The sequence below is a fragment of the Alcanivorax sp. 97CO-5 genome, from assembly GCF_000524665.1.
Classification (GTDB): Bacteria; Pseudomonadota; Gammaproteobacteria; order Pseudomonadales; family Alcanivoracaceae; genus Alcanivorax; species Alcanivorax borkumensis.
Genome location: NZ_KI965898.1, coordinates 210,914 through 229,860, shown reverse-complemented (window position 1 = coordinate 229,860; position 18,947 = coordinate 210,914). Strand labels below are relative to the sequence as shown.

18 protein-coding genes are annotated in these 18,947 nt (G+C 54.4%); 6 read left to right on the top strand and 12 right to left on the bottom strand.

What is annotated here, in order from left to right:
- Nucleotides 1–21: 21 nt before the first annotated feature.
- Entirely contained in the window at nucleotides 22–1,632 is a 1,611-nt protein-coding gene (locus Y017_RS09095; RefSeq protein ID WP_035460382.1) for an FAD-binding oxidoreductase, read from the bottom strand.
- 130 nt (nucleotides 1,633–1,762) lie between these two features.
- Nucleotides 1,763–2,587, bottom strand: a complete 825-nt coding sequence (locus tag Y017_RS09090) for a lysophospholipid acyltransferase family protein (RefSeq protein ID WP_011588691.1) — start codon at nucleotides 2,585–2,587, stop codon at nucleotides 1,763–1,765.
- A 146-nt stretch (nucleotides 2,588–2,733) separates the two neighbouring features.
- Between Y017_RS09090 and Y017_RS09085 the strand changes: the two genes are divergently transcribed.
- From Y017_RS09085 to Y017_RS09075, 3 genes are all read left to right on the top strand, one after another.
- Nucleotides 2,734–3,399 (top strand): OmpA family protein, encoded by a 666-nt coding sequence (locus tag Y017_RS09085; RefSeq protein ID WP_011588692.1) that lies wholly within the window; start codon nucleotides 2,734–2,736, stop codon nucleotides 3,397–3,399.
- A gap of 191 nt (nucleotides 3,400–3,590) precedes the next feature.
- Nucleotides 3,591–4,679: a bifunctional DNA-binding transcriptional regulator/O6-methylguanine-DNA methyltransferase Ada gene (gene ada / locus Y017_RS09080; RefSeq protein WP_231483464.1), complete on the top strand. Its 1,089-nt coding sequence runs from the start codon at nucleotides 3,591–3,593 to the stop codon at nucleotides 4,677–4,679.
- On the top strand, nucleotides 4,676–5,551 hold the full coding sequence (locus tag Y017_RS09075; RefSeq protein WP_035460378.1) for a DNA-3-methyladenine glycosylase 2: 876 nt from the start codon (nucleotides 4,676–4,678) through the stop codon (nucleotides 5,549–5,551). The genes ada and Y017_RS09075 overlap by 4 nt, the downstream gene beginning before the upstream one ends.
- A gap of 22 nt (nucleotides 5,552–5,573) precedes the next feature.
- Here Y017_RS09075 and Y017_RS09070 read toward each other — a convergent pair whose 3' ends face one another.
- Nucleotides 5,574–6,818 (bottom strand): MFS transporter, encoded by a 1,245-nt coding sequence (locus Y017_RS09070; RefSeq protein ID WP_011588695.1) that lies wholly within the window; start codon nucleotides 6,816–6,818, stop codon nucleotides 5,574–5,576.
- Between Y017_RS09070 and Y017_RS09065 the strand changes: the two genes are divergently transcribed.
- Nucleotides 6,812–7,645: a patatin-like phospholipase family protein gene (locus Y017_RS09065; protein ID WP_081737599.1), complete on the top strand. Its 834-nt coding sequence runs from the start codon at nucleotides 6,812–6,814 to the stop codon at nucleotides 7,643–7,645. The genes Y017_RS09070 and Y017_RS09065 overlap by 7 nt on opposite strands.
- Here the strand turns inward: Y017_RS09065 and Y017_RS09060 are convergent.
- The 3 genes from Y017_RS09060 to Y017_RS09050 form a co-directional block, all read right to left on the bottom strand.
- Complete coding sequence (locus Y017_RS09060; protein WP_035460377.1) at nucleotides 7,627–8,739, bottom strand: ferritin-like domain-containing protein; 1,113 nt, start codon at nucleotides 8,737–8,739, stop codon at nucleotides 7,627–7,629. The genes Y017_RS09065 and Y017_RS09060 overlap by 19 nt on opposite strands.
- 129 nt (nucleotides 8,740–8,868) lie before the next feature.
- Entirely contained in the window at nucleotides 8,869–9,333 is a 465-nt protein-coding gene (locus Y017_RS09055) for a PaaI family thioesterase (RefSeq protein ID WP_035460375.1), read from the bottom strand.
- Nucleotides 9,330–9,800, bottom strand: coding sequence for a PaaI family thioesterase (locus Y017_RS09050; RefSeq protein ID WP_231483462.1), 471 nt, complete (start codon nucleotides 9,798–9,800; stop codon nucleotides 9,330–9,332). Before Y017_RS09050 ends, Y017_RS09055 begins: the two co-directional genes overlap by 4 nt.
- Before the next feature lie 135 nt (nucleotides 9,801–9,935).
- On the opposite strand from Y017_RS09050, the gene Y017_RS09045 reads away from it, so the two are divergent.
- Entirely contained in the window at nucleotides 9,936–11,063 is a 1,128-nt protein-coding gene (locus Y017_RS09045) for an alpha/beta fold hydrolase (RefSeq protein ID WP_035460373.1), read from the top strand.
- Nucleotides 11,064–11,095: 32 nt separating this feature from the next.
- Here Y017_RS09045 and Y017_RS09040 read toward each other — a convergent pair whose 3' ends face one another.
- The 6 genes from Y017_RS09040 to Y017_RS09015 form a co-directional block, all read right to left on the bottom strand.
- Nucleotides 11,096–11,860 (bottom strand): hypothetical protein, encoded by a 765-nt coding sequence (locus Y017_RS09040; protein WP_041704951.1) that lies wholly within the window; start codon nucleotides 11,858–11,860, stop codon nucleotides 11,096–11,098.
- A gap of 92 nt (nucleotides 11,861–11,952) precedes the next feature.
- The gene (locus Y017_RS09035; RefSeq protein ID WP_011588701.1) at nucleotides 11,953–12,753 is read right to left on the bottom strand and encodes a hypothetical protein; all 801 of its coding nucleotides are present in this window, start codon (nucleotides 12,751–12,753) and stop codon (nucleotides 11,953–11,955) included.
- 413 nt (nucleotides 12,754–13,166) lie between these two features.
- Nucleotides 13,167–13,553: a YkvA family protein gene (locus Y017_RS09030; protein WP_011588702.1), complete on the bottom strand. Its 387-nt coding sequence runs from the start codon at nucleotides 13,551–13,553 to the stop codon at nucleotides 13,167–13,169.
- Entirely contained in the window at nucleotides 13,543–14,325 is a 783-nt protein-coding gene (locus tag Y017_RS09025; protein ID WP_011588703.1) for a ParA family protein, read from the bottom strand. Before Y017_RS09025 ends, Y017_RS09030 begins: the two co-directional genes overlap by 11 nt.
- 620 nt (nucleotides 14,326–14,945) lie before the next feature.
- Nucleotides 14,946–16,310, bottom strand: coding sequence for a glutathione-disulfide reductase (gene gorA / locus Y017_RS09020; RefSeq protein WP_035460369.1), 1,365 nt, complete (start codon nucleotides 16,308–16,310; stop codon nucleotides 14,946–14,948).
- 88 nt (nucleotides 16,311–16,398) lie between these two features.
- Nucleotides 16,399–17,973 carry an FMN-binding glutamate synthase family protein gene (locus Y017_RS09015; RefSeq protein ID WP_011588705.1) on the bottom strand — a complete coding sequence of 525 codons (1,575 nt, stop codon included), beginning with the start codon at nucleotides 17,971–17,973 and terminating at the stop codon, nucleotides 16,399–16,401.
- 266 nt (nucleotides 17,974–18,239) lie between these two features.
- Between Y017_RS09015 and Y017_RS15525 the strand changes: the two genes are divergently transcribed.
- Complete coding sequence (locus Y017_RS15525) at nucleotides 18,240–18,890, top strand: lytic transglycosylase domain-containing protein (protein WP_035460368.1); 651 nt, start codon at nucleotides 18,240–18,242, stop codon at nucleotides 18,888–18,890.
- The last annotated feature ends 57 nt before the right edge of the window (nucleotides 18,891–18,947 follow it).

Here is an 18,947-nt window from a genome sequence, read left to right as displayed (position 1 = left end):
AAGATTACCCCTGTGTAGCCGTTATCGAATCGTGCGCGGAGCGTTCTCGATCAGGCAACCTGGATTAAGACGGTGCTGAGGGTCGAAGTGATTCACCAGCCGATCCAATACCGCCATGCCCAGCTCGCCTTTCTCGTGGTGTAGCCAGCGAGCATGATCCCGCCCCACGCCATGCTGATGGCTGATGGTGCCGCCGCTCGCCACAATGGCATTACTGGCAGCTTCTTTGAGCACACGCCAGCGAGCCAAGGTTTTTTCATAACTGTCGGAACAGCGGAAAACATAGGTGGTGTAGATACTTGAACCCTGCGAGTACAGATGTGACAGGTGGGTAAACACGTGCACCTGCTCGCCATCACCGGCGTTATCACGCACCGCCTTCTCCATGGTCTCCACCGCAGAGGTGACCCGATTCCAGTCCACCGCCGTTTCAAACGTATCCACCACGTACCCGTGCTCCCACAAGCCGTGACGCAAATACGGGGAACGGAAACGGGACTCTTCCCACTTTTTACCCAGCAACCTACCCACCATCACGCCACCGGCTTGGCGAATGTGTTTGCGTGTTTGGCTCAGCACATAACGTGCCTGGGATTTATCGCCCGTCACCCCGAAGGTGATCATGCATTTACTGTCGCCACAACCGCGTACGCCAAGATACCTATGCAAAATACCGACCAGTTTTTCGTGGCCAGCGAGCATCAGGTGGGTGCGCGTTTCCTCAGCATTGGACAGGCGCAACATCGACAGAGGAATTTTCGCCTGAGTCATCTTGCGCACCAGCTCTTTGCCAGTCTCCCAATCAGGGGCAAACGCAACCTGAAAACTTTCCGTTTCTGGCAACGGTGTTACTCGCACTTTGACCTCAGTAATTACCCCCATTCGCCCTTCCGAGCCGAGGATAATTTCGCGCAAATCCGGCCCTGCTGAGGAAGCAGGCATGGTTGGAATGATCAGGGTACCCTTTGGGGTTTCCACTCTGCCGCCTGCGAACATCTGCTCGATACGGCCGTAGCGCATGGACTGTTGGCCGCTGGATCGACTGGCAACCCAACCGCCAATGGTGGAGAGCTCCCAGGATTGGGGGAAATGCCCCAGCATGTATCCTCTTTCACGAAGTTGCTGTTCCACCATTGGCCCCGGCGTTCCGGCGCCGAAGGTAGCAATTTGGCTTTCGGTATCCAAATCCATGAGCTGATCCATGCCTGCTAGGCTTAGGGTCAAAACCGGCGCATCACTTTCAGGGGGATTAATGTGGCCAGCAACGGAGGTGCCGCCGCCATAGGGAATTACGGTAATTCCCTGCTCCAGAGCCCAGTCCAGTAGTTCACGTACAGCCCCACTGCTAGCAGGGGTAGCCACCCCATCAGGAAAACGCTCAAACTCACCGGAGCGCATGGCTAGCCAATCGGGCAGGCTTTGCCCTCGCGCATGACGAAGCCGGGTTTCCGGCCGAGTGTCTACACTAGGATGCTCAGGTAAACGGGAGGCAGGCACCTTCGCGACAACCGCCGTCATCTCCGCATCGGGTAACGGTTCTGCACGCCCCAGCCGTTGTTGGACAAACGCCAGCCCAGACGGTTTTAACGGATAGTGGTTATTGCTGTCACCCCAGCCATTCCAGCGTCGCATGCATGCACTCCTTATTTTCATTCAATAGTAGCCCTGACACGCTTCGCTTTCACTGGCGTAGCAGGACATTGAATGGACTATTTATGACAAAGAAGTGACTTGCGTATAGTAAGGAAGGGGAATAATAGCTTCAGGGCTTTAGCAACCAACGGCGCCAGCCTTGTTGGCGAGCCTCAGAGCGTTCCTGATTCAGTGAGAGCAGCATGGATTCAATGGATTCAGCCACAATTTCCCGCACTGCCCAGCGGGCGTCAGCGTCACCCTGCTTGCCAGCCCAGGGCGCGGTGGAAATCGGTGCACCGAGCTGGAACCAGAGCGGCTCCGGCCGCGGCACCAGAGTGGGGCCCACGCCACGGCTTAATGGCATAAACATATCACCACCACGCAGTAACTTGTCCACGCGGGGCGATTTCAGCAGGGTGCGACCAAGCCTTGATTGCTGGAAGTCACTGCCATCGACTAAAACACGATAGGCTTGATCACAACCCGCCGAGGCAAACGGGATAATGTCGTAGCCGTGCTCAATCGCCAAACGGGCAAAACCGGTCCGATTCTTCCATACTAGCTTGTGTACTTCATCCTTACGCATGGCCACTTCCCGTGCCCCACCGGGGAATACCAGCACGGGCTGCCCGGACTGCATTAGCGCGGTACAATTGTCTGGGTTGCCTTCCACCGCCCCCCAACGTTTAACCAATGCCCCCCAACCTGGCACCCGAAAATGCAGACGATCCCCCAGCGCCCGGGGAAACACCCCCGTTTCCCGATACAGCTCGAGCAAAAAAAGCGGCGAATCGATCAGCCCATACAGGCCATGATTACCCACAAACAACGCTGGCCGCTGTAAGCTCACATGCTCAGCCCCAAATAACCGAGGCGCGAAATAACGCCGTGGCAGGGCAAGTAACCGGTCCATTGTTGCCAGTGACGGCGGAGAAAAACTCTTAATACTCAAACGATGTCCTGTACTGTAATAGTGTGGTCAAATTTAAGGCGCTAATGACGCCAGTCACTTTACCAGCTTTTACACTACCGCTATGGTTCATTCAGCCCTAAAGCAGTAAAAAAAACCAATATGTTATCGAATCTCAAGGAGCTTTCATGAAACGATTTGCCGGGTCTATTGCGCTGGCCAGTGCCATTGCCGTTACGGGGTGCAGCACGATTAACCCTTACACAGGAGAAAAACAAACCTCGAAGGCAACCTCTGGTGCGGCCATTGGTGCGGTAGCGGGCGCCCTGATCGGTATCGCCACTTCCGATAGCGCCAAGGAACGCAAAGAGCGCGCCCTCGCAGGTGCTGGCATCGGCGCAGTCACCGGCGGCGGCGTGGGTTACTACATGGATGTCCAGGAAGCCAAACTGCGCCAGAAGCTCGAAGGGGCCGGGGTATCCGTTACCCGTGATGGCGAAAATATTATCCTGAACATGCCGGGCAACCTGACCTTCGCTACCGACAGCACCGACGTGAAGCCTTCTTTCGATCCGGTGCTGGAGGCTGTGGCGGAAGTCCTCAAAGAGTACAAATCGACCATGATCCAAGTGGCCGGGCACACCGACAGTACCGGTGGCGACCGCTACAACCTACTGCTTTCCCAACAACGAGCTCAGGCGGTCTCTAACAAGCTCTCCGCCTTCGGAGTGGAGCAGGTTCGCCTGGACCCAGTTGGCTTCGGTGAAACCCAACCGATTGCCAGTAACAGCAGCGCTAGTGGTCGAGAGCAAAACCGTCGCGTTGAACTCACATTGCTGCCTTACACCAAGTAATATCAGCAGGCTGATGGCGGTGGGTTCGCACCCACCGCCATTGCACTTACTCACATCTTTACTCGCCCCTTTCCTCCTCTACCTCTGCATCGTTTTACCAATATAATCGCAACTTTTTGGATGCTCACTCACCCTGGTTTCCGCGATGCTCCCAGTCAGTCTCATTTCCCTTCATACTGCGGGTAGCACATATGGAAACAGGTCTGAATACAACCATGAGCACCGAGCAACAACGGCGACAAGCCATCAAAGACCACTCCCCCTTGCCGGGAGATAACTTTGTTTATGGTGTGCTGACGACGGGAATTTTCTGCTTGCCTATCTGTCCATCGCGACGTCCTCGCGATGAAAATGTTCGTCTCTTCGACACCCCCGTACAGGCTATTCAGAATGGCTACCGACCCTGTCGGCGCTGCCATCCACTTGGAGATATCGCCGCACCATCAACAGCCACAGTGATTGCGCTATGTCGATTGATTGAAGCGGCCGAACGAAAACCCACGCTCACGGAGTTATCGGCGCAATCGGGCTGGAGCGCTCATCATCTGCAACGCCAATTCAAAGCGGTTGCCGGCATTTCACCGCACCAGTACGGTGTCGCCATTCGCCGCCGGCGAGCGCAACAGCAGCTCCGCTATAAACAGTCATTGACCCTCTCGGCTCACTTGGCCGGATTTGACTCGACTAGCCACCTACATGCCGTCGCTGGCAACACCCTTGGCATGAAACCAGGCCAATATCGACAAGCAGGTAAAGATATGGCACTTCGATTTGCCATCGCCGAAAGCTCACTCGGCTCTGTGCTGGTGGCAGAAAGCGAGCGTGGCATCTGTGCCGTCACCATAGGGGATGATCCCAGCGTGTTACTGCAGGATTTCGAACAGGAATTCAGTGGCGCCACCCTGCTGCCGGGTAATAGTGAGTTTGATCAGCGCGTTGCCATGGTCATTACCCTAATCGACGACCCGCATCAGATTACTCAAGCACCTACTGATCTGCTGCCTTTAGATATTCGAGGGACCGCCTTCCAGCAACAAGTCTGGGCGGCACTACAGACGATTCCCACAGGCCAGACCCTGTCTTATCAGGCACTGGCAGTAAAGCTTGGCAAGCCTACAGCCGCCCGAGCTGTTGCCCAGGCCTGCGCCAGTAACCGGCTGGCTGTTTTGGTTCCCTGTCATCGTATTGTGCGCACTGATGGCGGGCTGTCTGGCTACCGCTGGGGTGTTGACCGCAAAGCCGCTTTACTTGACCGCGAACGGGAGCCCAGCGACAAATGACAACGGTAAAGCTGCCACTACCCGCCCACTTTAGCGCTTCCGCCTTTCTTCATTTTCATGGTCGAGACAGTCATGCCGTTTCCGAACGGGTAGATGCCCTTACGCTGCACAAAGCCATTATCTTTAACCTCCGGCCCTGTATCCTGAAAATTGACTTCAACCAAGTCGGGCACGTGATTACTAACGCCACAGACACCACCGCCCCGGCCTTGACCCGCCAAGCCAGCGCCATGCTGGGCCTGAATCAACCTGTGGGGGTATTCGAAACGGCGATAGCCACAAAGCCCCCTTTGAATACTTTGGTGCAACGACAAAGAGGGCTGCGGGTGCCGCAATCGGCAACGCCGTTCGAGGCGCTTAGCTGGGCCATTATTGGCCAACAGATTAGCGTGAGTGCGGCCACCGCTATTCGCCGCCGTTTTATCCAGCTGGCGAGCCCGGTTCGACACGATGGCCTTCACTGCTACCCGGATGCCGCCACAGTCTGCTTGCTGACGCCAGAAGCTCTTCGCAGCGTGGGATTTTCCGCCACCAAAGCTGACACTTTACTGGCCGTGTCCCGGCTCTGTCGCGACCAGCAACTTTTGCCAGAAACATTGCATCTCGACGCTGACGCGGAGCAACTGGAGCGCAACCTGCTTGAGATTCGTGGCCTGGGACCCTGGAGCGTGAATTACACCCTGCTAAGAGGCTACGGTTTCCTGGACGGAAGCCTGCATGCCGACGTGGCGGTACAAAAGGCGCTACAAATGTTGCTTGGGCAACCGGAACGTCCCACGGCCAGAGTAACCCGGGATTGGTTGGCAGACTTCACGCCCTGGCGGGCACTGGTGGCCGCACACCTGTGGCAATCCTTATCGACACAAGCGTGAAGGCACTTTCTAGTGTCCCGGATTAGACCTTGCGAGCCAGCCGCCATGCCAGAATCGACATGGGCGCCAGTAGCGTAATCACTAACAGGTACGGCCAACGCTGGTCCAGCGTGTATAGCCCCGTGCCCACCAGAGGCCCAACGATAAAGCCCAGTGCCGGGCAGGCACTGGCCAGACCCGCCACCCGCCCCTGCTCTTCCGTCGGCACTCGCAGGCTGGCCAGCGACATAATTGCCGGCATGCCGAAGCCAAGGCCCAGCCCCACCAACATCACCGCGCCACTCATCAAAGCCTCGGCCTCCGCCAGCCAAAGAATGATCGCCCCGGCGCCGATGCTGGGCACCGCGAGGGCGACCAACAGTGTCGCAGGGGCCTTTAACCACTGCACTACGATCAGTTGCCCCGACAATGACGTTAGTGCCGCCATCATCATGGTCAAACCCAAGGCTCTGGCCGCTTCCGCCGGGCTCATCTGAAACTGGTCCTGAAACAGGAAACCCAGGGTTTGCTGAATTAGCGCGAAACTCATAAACAGCATGACCCCCACCAATAGCAGGTCCCGCAAACGCGGATCCGCATAGGCTGCCAGCCCGTGGCGTAACACCGAACGTAACGGCACGGTTCTGGTTGTTGGCCGATGCGGTGATGGCGGCAGCCAAAGTGCCACGCTAATCGCCATAAGCGCCGTTAACGCAGCCACTCCATAGAGTGGAAACACCAGTGCAACCGTGGCCAGTATGCCGCCGGATACCGGGCCGACGACGGTGCCAACATTATTCGCCGCACCGATCCGGCCCATGCCCTGAGTGCGCTGGGCTGGAGTGGTAATGTCAGCGGTATACGCAGCCGCCGCCGCCGGAGTAGCCGCCATTATGGCGGCCTGTAGCATACGGCTGAGCACCAGCGCGGCCACCAGCCCGATACCCACCAGCCCCCCTCGTAACCCGAGATCAAAAACAACAGCAAACGACAAGGTTCCTAGCGAGTAGCCTGACAAACCGATCACCATTACCCGCTTGCGCCCTAGGGATTCACTCAAAGTACCCCAGACCGGGCTGGCTAAGGCGAACACTAACGCGGAGCAACTGATGATTAGCCCTACCTGCATTTCCGTCATACCGGTAGCACGTCCCAGTGAGGGCAGCAATGTAAACACCAGCGTCTGCCCTAGCGCGGTAACCGCTACGGCGGTCAATAACATTGTATGACTGAAGGTGTGCGAGGTAGGCTTGCCAGCGATTTCAGAGGAAGGGCTAAGCTGTGACATTAAAAATTCCGATTCAAGGGGTGGCGGAGCACACGCCACGGCAGGGTGGCCATCATCACGAGTTGCTGGCGGACTGGTTGGCAAAAGCACCGTTCACTTTGGCCATGTCATCCGGTTTTTTCGGCTTCTTTGCCCATTTTGGCACCGTGCGCGCTCTGCTCGACCATGGCCTGCAACCTGCCCGTTTTTGTGGCTCAAGTGCCGGAGCGCTGGTGGGCGGCTGCATGGCGTCCGGTGCCAGCGTCAACGCCATCGAAGATACCCTGCTTGGCTTGGATCGCGCACAATTCTGGGATCCTTCCCCAGGTCTGGGACTGTTATCTGGGCAATCCTTTCGCACAATGCTAGCAGCTCTGCTGCCCATCCAGCGCATGGAACATACCCTAGCCCCACTAGCGGTCTCTGCCTGGCATGGCAGAAGCCGGCGTACGCACGTTTTACGGAGCGGCAATTTGGTCGAGTCTGTATACGCGTCCTGCGCAGTTCCTCTGCTGTTTCAGCCCGCTCGCATTGGCAAGAACTACTACTGGGATGGCGGCATCGCCGATCGGCATGGATTAGCTGCCACCTACCTCGCAGAGCGCGTACTTTATCACCATTTGCAGTCCCTCTCCCCCTGGCGTGCCCGTAACAGCTCAGCATTACACCACCCAAGGCGACCCAATTTGGTGACTATTGCCATTGACGGCCTCGCCCGCAGTGGCCCCAATAAGCTGGAAAAGGGCAGGCAAGCCATGCTGCAAGCCTATAACGCCACCGGCCGGGCATTGGCCCGGCCGGTGGGTAACTCGCTCATTCTTGAGTCAGTTCAAGAGGCTTCATCATAAAGCGGCTTGGACAATTCTGCCCAGTCTATCTGGCCATCATCCACCAGATTTTCAAACTGCAAAATCCCGAGCTCCTCAAAACGGGGACGCACGGATTCGGTCAGTAAGCCAATGCGCTTCAAGTTCGGCATAATCCGGGTGAACAGCAAGTTGCGGAACTGCGCCATGATGTTAGACGACAACACTTGTTCACGGGCTTCGTCTACATCCCAACCAAACTCCTCGAACACCTCGGTGCTGATCAGTCGTTCTCGCATCACCACGCAGGCCTCAAAGGCAAAGTGCGCACGCTCCTCTTTTTCCTCTTCAGTTAAAGTCTCAACAAAGCTCTCTAAGTAATTGACACCAAAGGTAACGTGCCGTGCCTCGTCGCGAATCACCAGATGGATAATCTGCTTTAACTGTGGGTCCTGTGCGGTCATCTTCAGGGTATTGAACGCAGCCAGTGCCAGCCCTTCGATAATGATCTGCATACCAATAAATTTCAGATCCCAGCGAGGGTCAGAAAGAATCTTGTCGAGTAACGACTTTAGGTTGGGGTTCACCGGATAGAAAATGCCGACCTTTTCCTGCAGGTAACGGGTAAACACTTCCACATGCCGAGCTTCATCAAATGTTTGGCTGGCCGCATACAATTTTGCATCGTAGGAGGGGGCGCAACTGGCTAGCTGGGAAGCCACCAGCAAAGCCCCCTGCTCGCCGTGAACAAATTGCGCCAGTGTCCAGGCCAGATTGTGCCAGCCGAAACGCAGCTTTTCCTCATCGCTAAGCGACTCAAAAACGGACCAACCATTAAAAGGGTTAAACGACTGATCAAGGGGGGCTTCGGATTTGGGAAAAGTCTGGGACCAATCCACATCCATGTCCGCATTCCAATTGAGCTCTTTGCCCAGCCGGTATAATTTGCGAATTCGGCCGTCAGCGGATGAATAGTCCCAGTTGTAGTGTCCCGTAAGGGGGGTTTGGAAGATTTCCACCACATCTTCAATGTGCTGGGGGGTCAGCTTGTCTTCAATGTCTTCGTGACCCGGGCCGTCCCAATTTTGATAGATCCTGACATCACTAGGCGGCGTGCTAACTTTGGTTATTTTCATAAGGCATCCTTGGTAACGCTTAGTCAATTAACGCTAGGCGGATGCCGTGAAAGGAACAATGTCGTGGAATGACAATCAGCGCCATCCATGGCGCGTAAACACAATTGCAGCCCCTAAGCGGGGCTGTGATCAACCGGTTATTTCTGGGCTGGCATCATCAGACAGCAGGAAATGGGCGCGGGCAATGGTGATCGGTTCTTGACGGTTTTTCTGCCACGCACTGATATGCACATTGGCAATGCGCCGGCCCAGTCGCGTCACACTGCATTCCGCGTAGGTATCACGAAACAATCCGGCGCGCAGGTAATCAATGGTGAAGTCGATGGTTTTTGGCACCTTCGGCTCCCCCATTTGTAGCAGGATGAAGATAATGGCGGCCTGCTCCATGAACCCGGCCACGGCCCCACCGTGCAATGCGGGTAACGTCGGGTTGCCAATCAGATTATCGTGCTTGGGCAGCACAAACGTCAGTTCGTCCCCTTGGGCCAGCACCTGAATCCCCAAGAACCGCGCGTACGGTACTCGATCGATCAAGGCCTGATAGTCTGCTTTGCCACTGCGGCACTCATCGATCAATGTTTTCAATGCTTTCATCGGCCCACCATCGTGCCTGCCTTATTAATTTTCAATCGTGTATACGTGGCCAGCCCGGTGGCGATAGGCTCATCGTCCCCGCCTTCTTCCCAGGTCGTTACACTAACAAAGGCCACATGGGTGGTAAGCCGGTAGCAGGTGGCTTCACACACCACCGCCTTGCCTTTTTCCGGGCTGCGCAGGTGATCCACCCGAAAGTCGATTGTCGGAGTAATCTCAAACGTGGGGAAATTACGGCAAGTGATCGCCATGCCGCCAGCCTGATCCATCATTGCAAAAATGGCCCCGCCGTGCATAACCCCAGTATCCGGGTTACCGACCAGGTCATCCCGCCAGGGCATCCTTAGCCGGACACTCTCCGGCGTTGCGCTAATGACTTCGAGTCCCAGAACAGCAGAGTGACGAACAGATTCCAAGAAACGATTACATAAATCCTTGGGTGTATACGGAAGCGTTTTTTCTGTCACGACGGCCAATGTCTCCAGCAAGTTTCGGGGCCAAGATTAACGACTGCCAGCTAATCTGCAAGTATTACTTATTTTACCATAAAAACGGCCTTGCCCTCTGTTAGGCTTACCGCCCATTTCCAGGAGTCGTTGTGGATGGCTAAATCACGATTAAAAAATAGTCTGCGTGCCGTTGGCCATATTGTTGAGCGCAGGCGCCACCCGCAACGCTTTATCCACGTGGATAAATGCCCGTGGGAGGAAGTGTATCGTGACGGCATTATGGCGGTACGCCATTACAGCCTACCCTCTACGGCTACGGCTAAAATCTCGATTAACGATGATTTCCTGCCTGTTTCCCCTGTAAAACACCGCATCCCCCTTTTGTTGGTTCCGGCGTTGGGTATTCATTGCTGGACCTACGATTTGATGCCAAACCGATCCATGGTCCGTTATCTTATGGCTCATGGTTATGAGGTTTATCTGGTTGACTGGGGAAAGCCTTCAGATACCGACTGCAGCCTAAATTTGGACACCTACGTCAATCGCTGGTTGCCCTCTGCAGTTGAAACAGTGCGAAAACATGCGCAGACCGAAACCATCAACATGATGGGCTACTGCATGGGCGGACTGCTGTGCCTAATGTATCTAGGCGGCCACAGTGATGCGCCGGTGCGTAGCCTGATTACCATTGCCAGCCCTGTGAATTTTCACAAAAGCGGCCTTTTCGGCAAGGCCTTAGGGCTGGCGGCTATCCCTGCCATGCAGCTCCATGACCGGTTTAAGATTCGTCTTGAACCGCTCAGTGATAAGCTATTCCATATCCCTGCCAGCCTCCTGGCACTTGGATTCAAGATGACCAACCCACCAGGAGTGGTGCAGGCCTACATGGATCTGATCCGCAATATCGGTGACCGAGAATACGTCACCGAGTACATGACCATGGGGCAGTGGTTTAACGACATGGTCGATTATCCTGGTGCGGTGGTGCGTGAGGTTATCGAGAAAATGCTTCTTGCCAATAGTCTGGCCAAAGGCAAAATCCACATCGGCGGCCGCAGCGTGGATTTCTCATCCATTCAGCAGGATTTGCTCGCTTTTGCAGGCATTACCGACAACATTGTCAGTCTTCGAGCCGCACGGGATATCATCCAACTTGTCGGCAGCAAAGAAAAACGCTTCGAGGAAGTACCTGGCGGACACGCAGGCGCTTTTTGCGGTTCGAAAGCACCTTCCCATGCCTGGCGCATCAGCGCTGACTGGTTGGCGGCGCGCTCAGCATAGCGGCGCCGCCAGGTGATAAATCACAGCAGCGGTTATGGCTGAGCCAGCAGTTCGCTCACGTGTTCAGCCATTTGTGTCGCGTAGCGATAAAAAAGGTAAGGAATTTTCTGCGTATTCGGGTCATCCATACCGGGAATGGATTTACGCACAAAGGCCCAACGCTGATCGATAAATGCTAGCACTTCACGGGCCTTTTCATCGCCAGCATATTTGCCTTGCAACTCATCCAAGATCTCATCAATAGCGAGAGCTTGCGCAGCAAAATCCATAGACGGCAACCCTGTGCCCGTTTTCAGGCCCGCTGAGGGAAATGCTGCCAGCGCAGCATATTCACTAGCCAAGCGCTGCATGGCCACAGATAGCTCGCTGATATCCTGATAACGATCGTCCCCTGTCGGCTCTGCGTTGTTCACCAATGAGTCCACCGCCAAGGTGGTCGTATTGATTTCGCTCATGGCACGGTAATCTGCGTATCCCAGTGAGGCCAACGGATTATCCAATGCTCGTTTGCTAAGCGCTGTCCAGGATGCCTGGAGCTGTGCCACGGTTTCCTTTTGTTCAGGCGTCGCTTGCAACGCAAGCGCGTCCAGATGCTGCCGGCCATCCGCTAACAGCGCCTTGAGTGCTTCGCGATCCTCTGGGTTATCTCCACGTATGGAAAGCATATGAAACCCCATACGAACCCGCCAAGCATCCGCCTGAACCTGCGCCAACTCTGTGGCGGACATTGCTGCCTGGGTTCCCGCTGACACCAGAAACAATGCCGCGACTAGGCTATGCCGAATTTTTTTCTTCACTCCGTACTCCCCCGTCAGATTGTGAAGCGCCATTCTTAAAACAAAACCCCCGCATAAATGCGAGGGTTTACAACACTGCCGCACTTAGCACCTTATTCAACAGGCCCAAAACTGGGCTTTTCTATTTCTACATCGGTTGACGCCAGATTGATCGCTTGGCTCATGGTCTCGACCATTTGATTCGTGTAACGGTAAATGAGATAAGGCACCGCGTTCTCATAAAACTTGACCATAGATTCGCGAATAAACATCCATTTCACGCCAGTCTGATTAAGAGCACGACTAAGAGCTTCATCGTCTGCATGATTTTTTTTGGCTGCTGCCAACATACCTTCGAAATTAGGAACCGCATCCTTGAATTCGATACGATTGACATCAGCACCAGAGGCCATGCCCCCGCCCGGATCCGCTGCCACATTCAGATATTCTGAGGTCATCCTCTGCAGGTAAGCCGAAAGTGCACGAACATCATCGTATTCGCCTTCTGTCGCCCCGCTGAATGACTCAATGCGTTGGCTCATTTCTGCCGCCGTTTCGTTCACATCTTGAATCGTGTAAGTACGGGTAAACCCTTGCTCAGCCATGGTGTTGCCCTGAGCTGCAGGTTTGAAAATATCCCAGTGGCGCGTAAGGTCAGCAACCAATTTGCGCTCTTCGCTACCTTCCGCGTCCCTGCGCAGGGTATCCATTCCCGATTGAGCTCGGGTAATGGCACCGTCAAGATTTGAAATATAGGTTTTGCTGCCCGCCATCACGGTCAACATGTGAAAATCGGAACGTACTTTCCACAGCGCCAACTCAAAATCCTCGAGTGTCGCATTGCTAATGGCTGCAAGCCCTTGCATTGGCAGCAATACCATCGCAATGAGAGACCCCAGAAGACGCTTTCTCATAGCTGCTCCCTAATAATCACTATTGTTGTTAGTCAGTTATTATGACGTTATTCAGTTAGCAGACCAGCCCATCTCCTGACCTACACCACAAAACAATAGCATATAAAGTAGCAAAAAATAGGCGCCCGCGACTAATAGCCACAACGGGTTGAACGGTTGAGCAAGTGATAGCCCCCACGGCTATGGAAGCTCAATTAGGTGAGGCAACAGCCGTTCAGTAAGGAATAGGGTGCATCCATTGAAAAATACAGAACCGCGGCGCCGCGCCAGTCCGGAAGATCCGCAGGGCACGGCCTAAAGCACCCGCAATGCGCATCGCCTATGGAAAGTAATATGGAAAGTGATTTTGATTGCCAATAACGACAATCCTGCCACGTACCCCTCTATAGAAACGCGGCGTCTGAGAAAAGGCGCTAACGTTCTTGCTCATTGCGCCATTGCTGATAACGCTCTAGATCACTACGAGTGAGCGTCAACGCTCGCGATATCACCGCGACGTCATCCATTAGCCCCAGCGCAACAACCAGATCGGGAATTGCATCCAACGGCATCAAGAAATAAACCAGCGCCGCAGCAATCGTCAGCAAGCTGCCCCAGGGAACATTCTTGTACCGGCCTGTCACCCAGTCACGCAGTAAGGAGGCCAACAAAATCAGGTCACTGAAGGTCTCTCCCAGTCGCCCCTTAAGCCGATCTGAGCGATTAAATACCGCCTGAACGAGCCAGCGGGTCGCCGTGGCAGAACGAAGAATCCGCCCGGCCCTACGCCGGGCCTCCAGTCGAAAGGGGTTAACTGGCACTGATTTCCCGGAATAACGCCCGATATTCTTCGGTAAGCTTATGGCGCGGCTGCATGTTCACTAATGGCGTAGCTTGCTCGTGGGATTCGCGCATCACCACACTACTCGATAGCTTGTTAGTGAGGATCGGCAAGCCTTCTTCTTCAAGTGATGCGACCAACTCTTGGGGCAAGCGAGCGCGGGGCTGATATTGATTGACCACGATTCCCTCTACCTGAAGTTCGTCATTATGGTCTTCACGCGCTTCCTGAATATTTTCCAGCAAGGTGTACAGGGCTTTACGAGAAAAAGCATCGCAATCGAACGGAATCAACACCCTGTCCACAGCAATCAGCGAGGAAAGGGTATAGAAGTTATAGGCTGGCGGCGTATCGACAAAAATCTCGTCATAATCTTTTGACAAGGTCTTCAGCAAGCCGCGCAATTTATAGATTTTGTGCTTGGATTCGAGCATGTGCTCGATTTCTCCCAGCTCACCATCCGAGGGCAGCACAAACAGATTCTCGAACGGGGTAGCGTGTACGTAATCGCGAGGATCTTTTTCTTTTAGGCGAAACGACAGGGTTTGCGCAAAGAAGGTGCCGATATTGGGTTTCGGACCATGACCATCGCTGTACGCTTCCATGCCCAATAAATATTGGCTGGCGTTGCACTGTGGATCCAGATCGACAACTAGGGTGCGCTTGCCTTCCGACGCGCTGATGGCGGCAAGGTTGACGGTAATGCTGGATTTCCCCACGCCCCCTTTCTGATTGAACACCACTCTACGCATTCCTTGTTCTCCTTAAACAGCAGGTATCGGCGTTGTCGAATCATACACAGCCTGCAAAGCCACTCACAGTACCAAAGTGACCGCTTTACACTGCGGCGAAGACTGTCCACAGAAACTGTGGATAACTTGGTTAATAACCATGGGGCGGAACTCGCAAACCGTTATCACCCACGCGCAAGTTACAGTTCGATTAAAAAACACTCAAAACAAACGTGACTACGCCCCACACGACAAATGTATTTGCTTTGCCTCACCGGGTGCCATGAATATCGTTAACAGTAAACACGATATTCCACCTCGATGCTCTCGTTGCTTTAAAGGCTGAAGGCTCGCTCTCATTTCAGTCAGAACGATTCAGCCTCGAACGTCACAGACACAAGGCGCCCCCTATATCCGACTCCCCTATGGGGCGAAATGCATAAATACATCGGTCTGAACTTTTTACTGACATGCGACTAAAAGCCGGTATTGCTTAGCTATCGCTATTCGATACCGGATGGCCATCAGCGGCCGGGGAAACCAGCAACGTGCCAGTAGCCACCGACGGCATTCCAATAGCGCTGGCACGCCGTTGAATAATCACCCTGGGTTTTCGTGGATTGAGCTAGCGGCGTCACTAGTCAGGCCGTAATACGCACGCCCTGGCGTAAAGTCACCAACTCCTCAGCGGCAGTGGGGTGAATTCCCACGGTGGCATCAAAATCCGCCTTAGTGGCTCCCATCTTAATGGCCACAGCAAAGCCCTGGGTAATTTCTGCAGAGTCTTCGCCGGCCATATGCAGGCCAAGTACCTTGTCGGTCGTATCGTCCACAATCAACTTGATCAGTGAGCGTGCGTGTTTGTCACCCAGCGTGTACCGCATGGGCCGGAACGCACTCTTGTAGACGCGCACCGCAGGCACCTGGGCCAACGCTTGCTCCTGCGTCATGCCCACCGTACCGATATTCGGGTGACTGAACACGGCGGTGGCAATATTATGGTAATCCATGGTCGCTTCCGGCTTTTGTTGCCCATAAAGTTGAGCGGCCAGCCACATGCCTTCCGCCAATGCCACCGGCGTCAACTGCACTCGATCAATGACATCACCAAGCGCATACAAGCCTGGCACACTGGTAGCAAAACCCTCATCTACCTTGATGGCCCCGGCGTCAGTCATTGCCGGAGCAGCACCTTCGGCAAACAGATCATCCAGCTTGGGTATACGACCGGTGGCATAGAACACTTCATCAAACACCCCACGCTCACCATTTTTATAGGTAACGCACTTCTCTCCCTCGCTGTTCTCAATGCTGGCGATGTCTGCATTGAATTTCAGCGTGACGCCCTGCTCTTCCATCTGCTCGGCAATAAAGCCGCGAATATCGTCATCAAAACCGCGCAGGAACAGATCGCCACGGTAGACTTGAGTGACCTTACAGCCCAAGCCATGCAAGATGCCGGCAAATTCAGTGGCGATATAGCCCCCGCCCACCACGGCAACATGCTTGGGAAGTGTGTCGAGATAGAACAGATCATCGGAAATACGCACATGCTCACGGCCGGGAAAATCTGGAACGAAAGGCTTGCCACCCACGGCCACAACGATATGGCGAGCCGATAGCGTTATCTCACCGACTGAGACCTTGCCCTCACCCAGCACTTGCCCGTGGCCTTCAAAAATCGTCACCCCAGCCTGGTTCAGAATGCGCTGATAAATACTGTTTAACCGGCTAATTTCCCGGCTTTTGTTGTCGCGTAATGTGGCCCAGTCAAAATCCCACCCTTTTACGCTATAGCCATAATCTTCCGCCAAGGCAAACTCCTGCGGAAAATGGCTACCGTAAGAGAACAATTTTTTAGGGACGCATCCCACATTTACACAGGTCCCACCAAAGAAGCGTTCCTCAATAATAGCCACGTTAGCGCCATGGGATGCTGCCATCCGCGCTGCACGCACGCCGCCTGAACCGGCACCAATTACAACAAGATCAAATTCTGTGGTCACTAAATACTCCTTCGTGTTTTATTCATTGTGACAGCTGTCGCAATCAGCACCAACGCAACCGCTTGATCTCTCTTATAGCCACGGGCAATTACGGGCCGGTGCCGATGCCCTGCCAACGCATAAAAGGCTGCTTTTCACTGGGCCGCCCTTCACGCAGATAAATGCCAGGTTCGACCGGCGGCCACAAACGGTCCAACGGGATGGATTCACCGTTACTGCTGAGCATACGCGCATGATAGCGGCGTAACTCGCGTGGTTCGGTGACGCCACAGGAGTGAGCAATGGTTTCCACTTCCTTAACCAGATTGTTATGGAAATGCGCCACGCGCAGGGATTTCTCTGCTGGTATCAGACCTCTCTGTAGCCGTGGATTATGCGTTGTGACACCGGTGGGGCAAGTATTACGGTTGCACTGGAGCGCTTGAACACAGCCCAGCGCGAACATGTAACCCCGAGCAGACACACAGAAATCCGCCCCTACGGCTATCGCCCAGGCCACCATGCTGGGAGTAATCAGTTTGCCTGAAGCAATAATACGAATACGATCTGTTAGCCCATAACCATCGCGCAAATCTACCAGCAACGGTAAGGATTCAGCTAAGTACAACCCTACGTCATCCATCAAGGACATAGGTGCCGCGCCAGTGCCGCCATCGCCACTATCAATGGTGATAAAATCAGGGGCAGATTCCATCCCCCGCTCATGAATGGCCAGAAACAAGTCTTCCACCCATGACCAGGCGCCAAGCACACACTTTATACCCGTAGGCTTGCCGCTGACTTTGCGCACATGGGCAATCAAATCCAGCAAATCATCCGCGCTGTTCACCCCCGGCTGACCATTGGGGCTGATAGAAGCCTGCCCGGCAGGAATGCCACGGATAGCGGCAATCTCTTGGGTCACTTTATCGGCGGGCAAAATGCCCCCCTTACCGGGCTTGGCACCTTGGCTGAGTTTGATCTCAATCATTTTCACCTGTTGCCGAGCGGCAATGGCAGCTAAGCGCTCGTCATCCAGCTTTCCGTCAGCATCTCGTACACCATAACGGGCGGTGCCAACCTGAAAAACCACATCACAACCGCCTTCTAGATGATAGGGGGATAATCCGCCCTCCCCTGTATTCATCCAGCAATGAGCAATGGCGGCCCCATGAGACAATGCCTGCACCGCTGGGCGCGACAAGGCACCAAAGCTCATCCCTGACACATTAAAGAAACTGGGCGCCGCATAGGGTTGGTCGCAGTGGGGGCCAATCATCAGCGGCAGGGTTTTAGCGGCGTTTTTTTCCAACGTCGGATATGGACAATTCATAAAAATGACTCGCCCAGCACCAATTTGCTTAGTAGAGCCAAACGCCATGGTATTACTCAAGTCTTTTGAGGCCCGATATACCCAGGTACGTTGCGCCCGGTTGAAAGGTAGCTCCTCGCGATCCATCGCGAAAAAGTACTGACGGAAAAATTCGCCAAGAGTCTCAAAAAAATAGCGAAAACGCCCTATGAGCGGATAATTTCTGCGAATGGCGTGACGTTTTTGAAAGAACCGGTCCTGCAACCAAAACCCTGCTGCAACCAATATAACCAACAAGGTGAGGAGCAAAAAAATCAGCTCCAGCCAGGCGATGGCGTTGTTCATCCACGGTTCCAGATACTCAGGAAACATTTGCTCTCCTTGTCAGCAAGACGGCGCCGGCACAGAACTGTGCGTTGACGCACTTGGGACACAACCAGCCAATAGTATGATGCCCGCCCAGAATTTTGCTACGTTTAGCGGCCAGTGCGGTCAATTCGTCTGATGCTGGCCAGAAAGAAAAAAGAATGACGTTATCATGGGGTAACGTTAAGACGGATAGATAGAAAACAAAAAATAACGGTGTTCGTGGTGCCCTTCAAGCATTCCGACGCACCTGAAAAGGGGGACAGGCTTCAATGCGGGTTTTATCCATTAAATCTTGGCTGCCTGGGGCCCTATTGGCAGGCGGCATAATCGCCAGCGACGGTGCGCTTGCCGACAGTATCTATAAATACCGCGCCGCGGATGGCACGATTCTGTTCACTGACCAGGCTCAGGGACAGGTCGGCCCGCAATACACCTTCCTATCGGTGCGTAAAGGCTGGAGCGATATCCCGGGTGTACTCTCCAATGCCCAGCGTGACCAGTACGACACCCTGATCACCCAAGCAGCCACTCGCTTTCGCGTAGAACCAGCACTGGTCAAGGCGGTTATCCATGCAGAGTCACTATTCAACCGCAATGCCATTTCTCGGGTTGGCGCTCAAGGCCTTATGCAACTGATGCCAGAAACCGCCGCTTATTTGAAGGTCAACAACCCCTTTGACCCCAGGGCTAATATTGCCGGCGGCACCCAATTCATTGCTTACCTAAAAGGCAAGTTTTCCGAGCTCGATCACATCCTGGCCGCCTACAACGCCGGTGAAGGCAATGTGCGACGCTATGGTGGCATTCCGCCGTTCAAGGAAACCCAAGCCTACGTGAAGAAAGTGAAGCAGTTGCGCCTGCGCTATGCCCACCAGTTCGTGGCCCAGCAGGGGGACGAAACGGTGTTTGCATCTCGATAGGCGGCCTGGCCATCGCAATGTCTCAAGCACGATTTTTGGCTAACAGCCCCCCCTTGC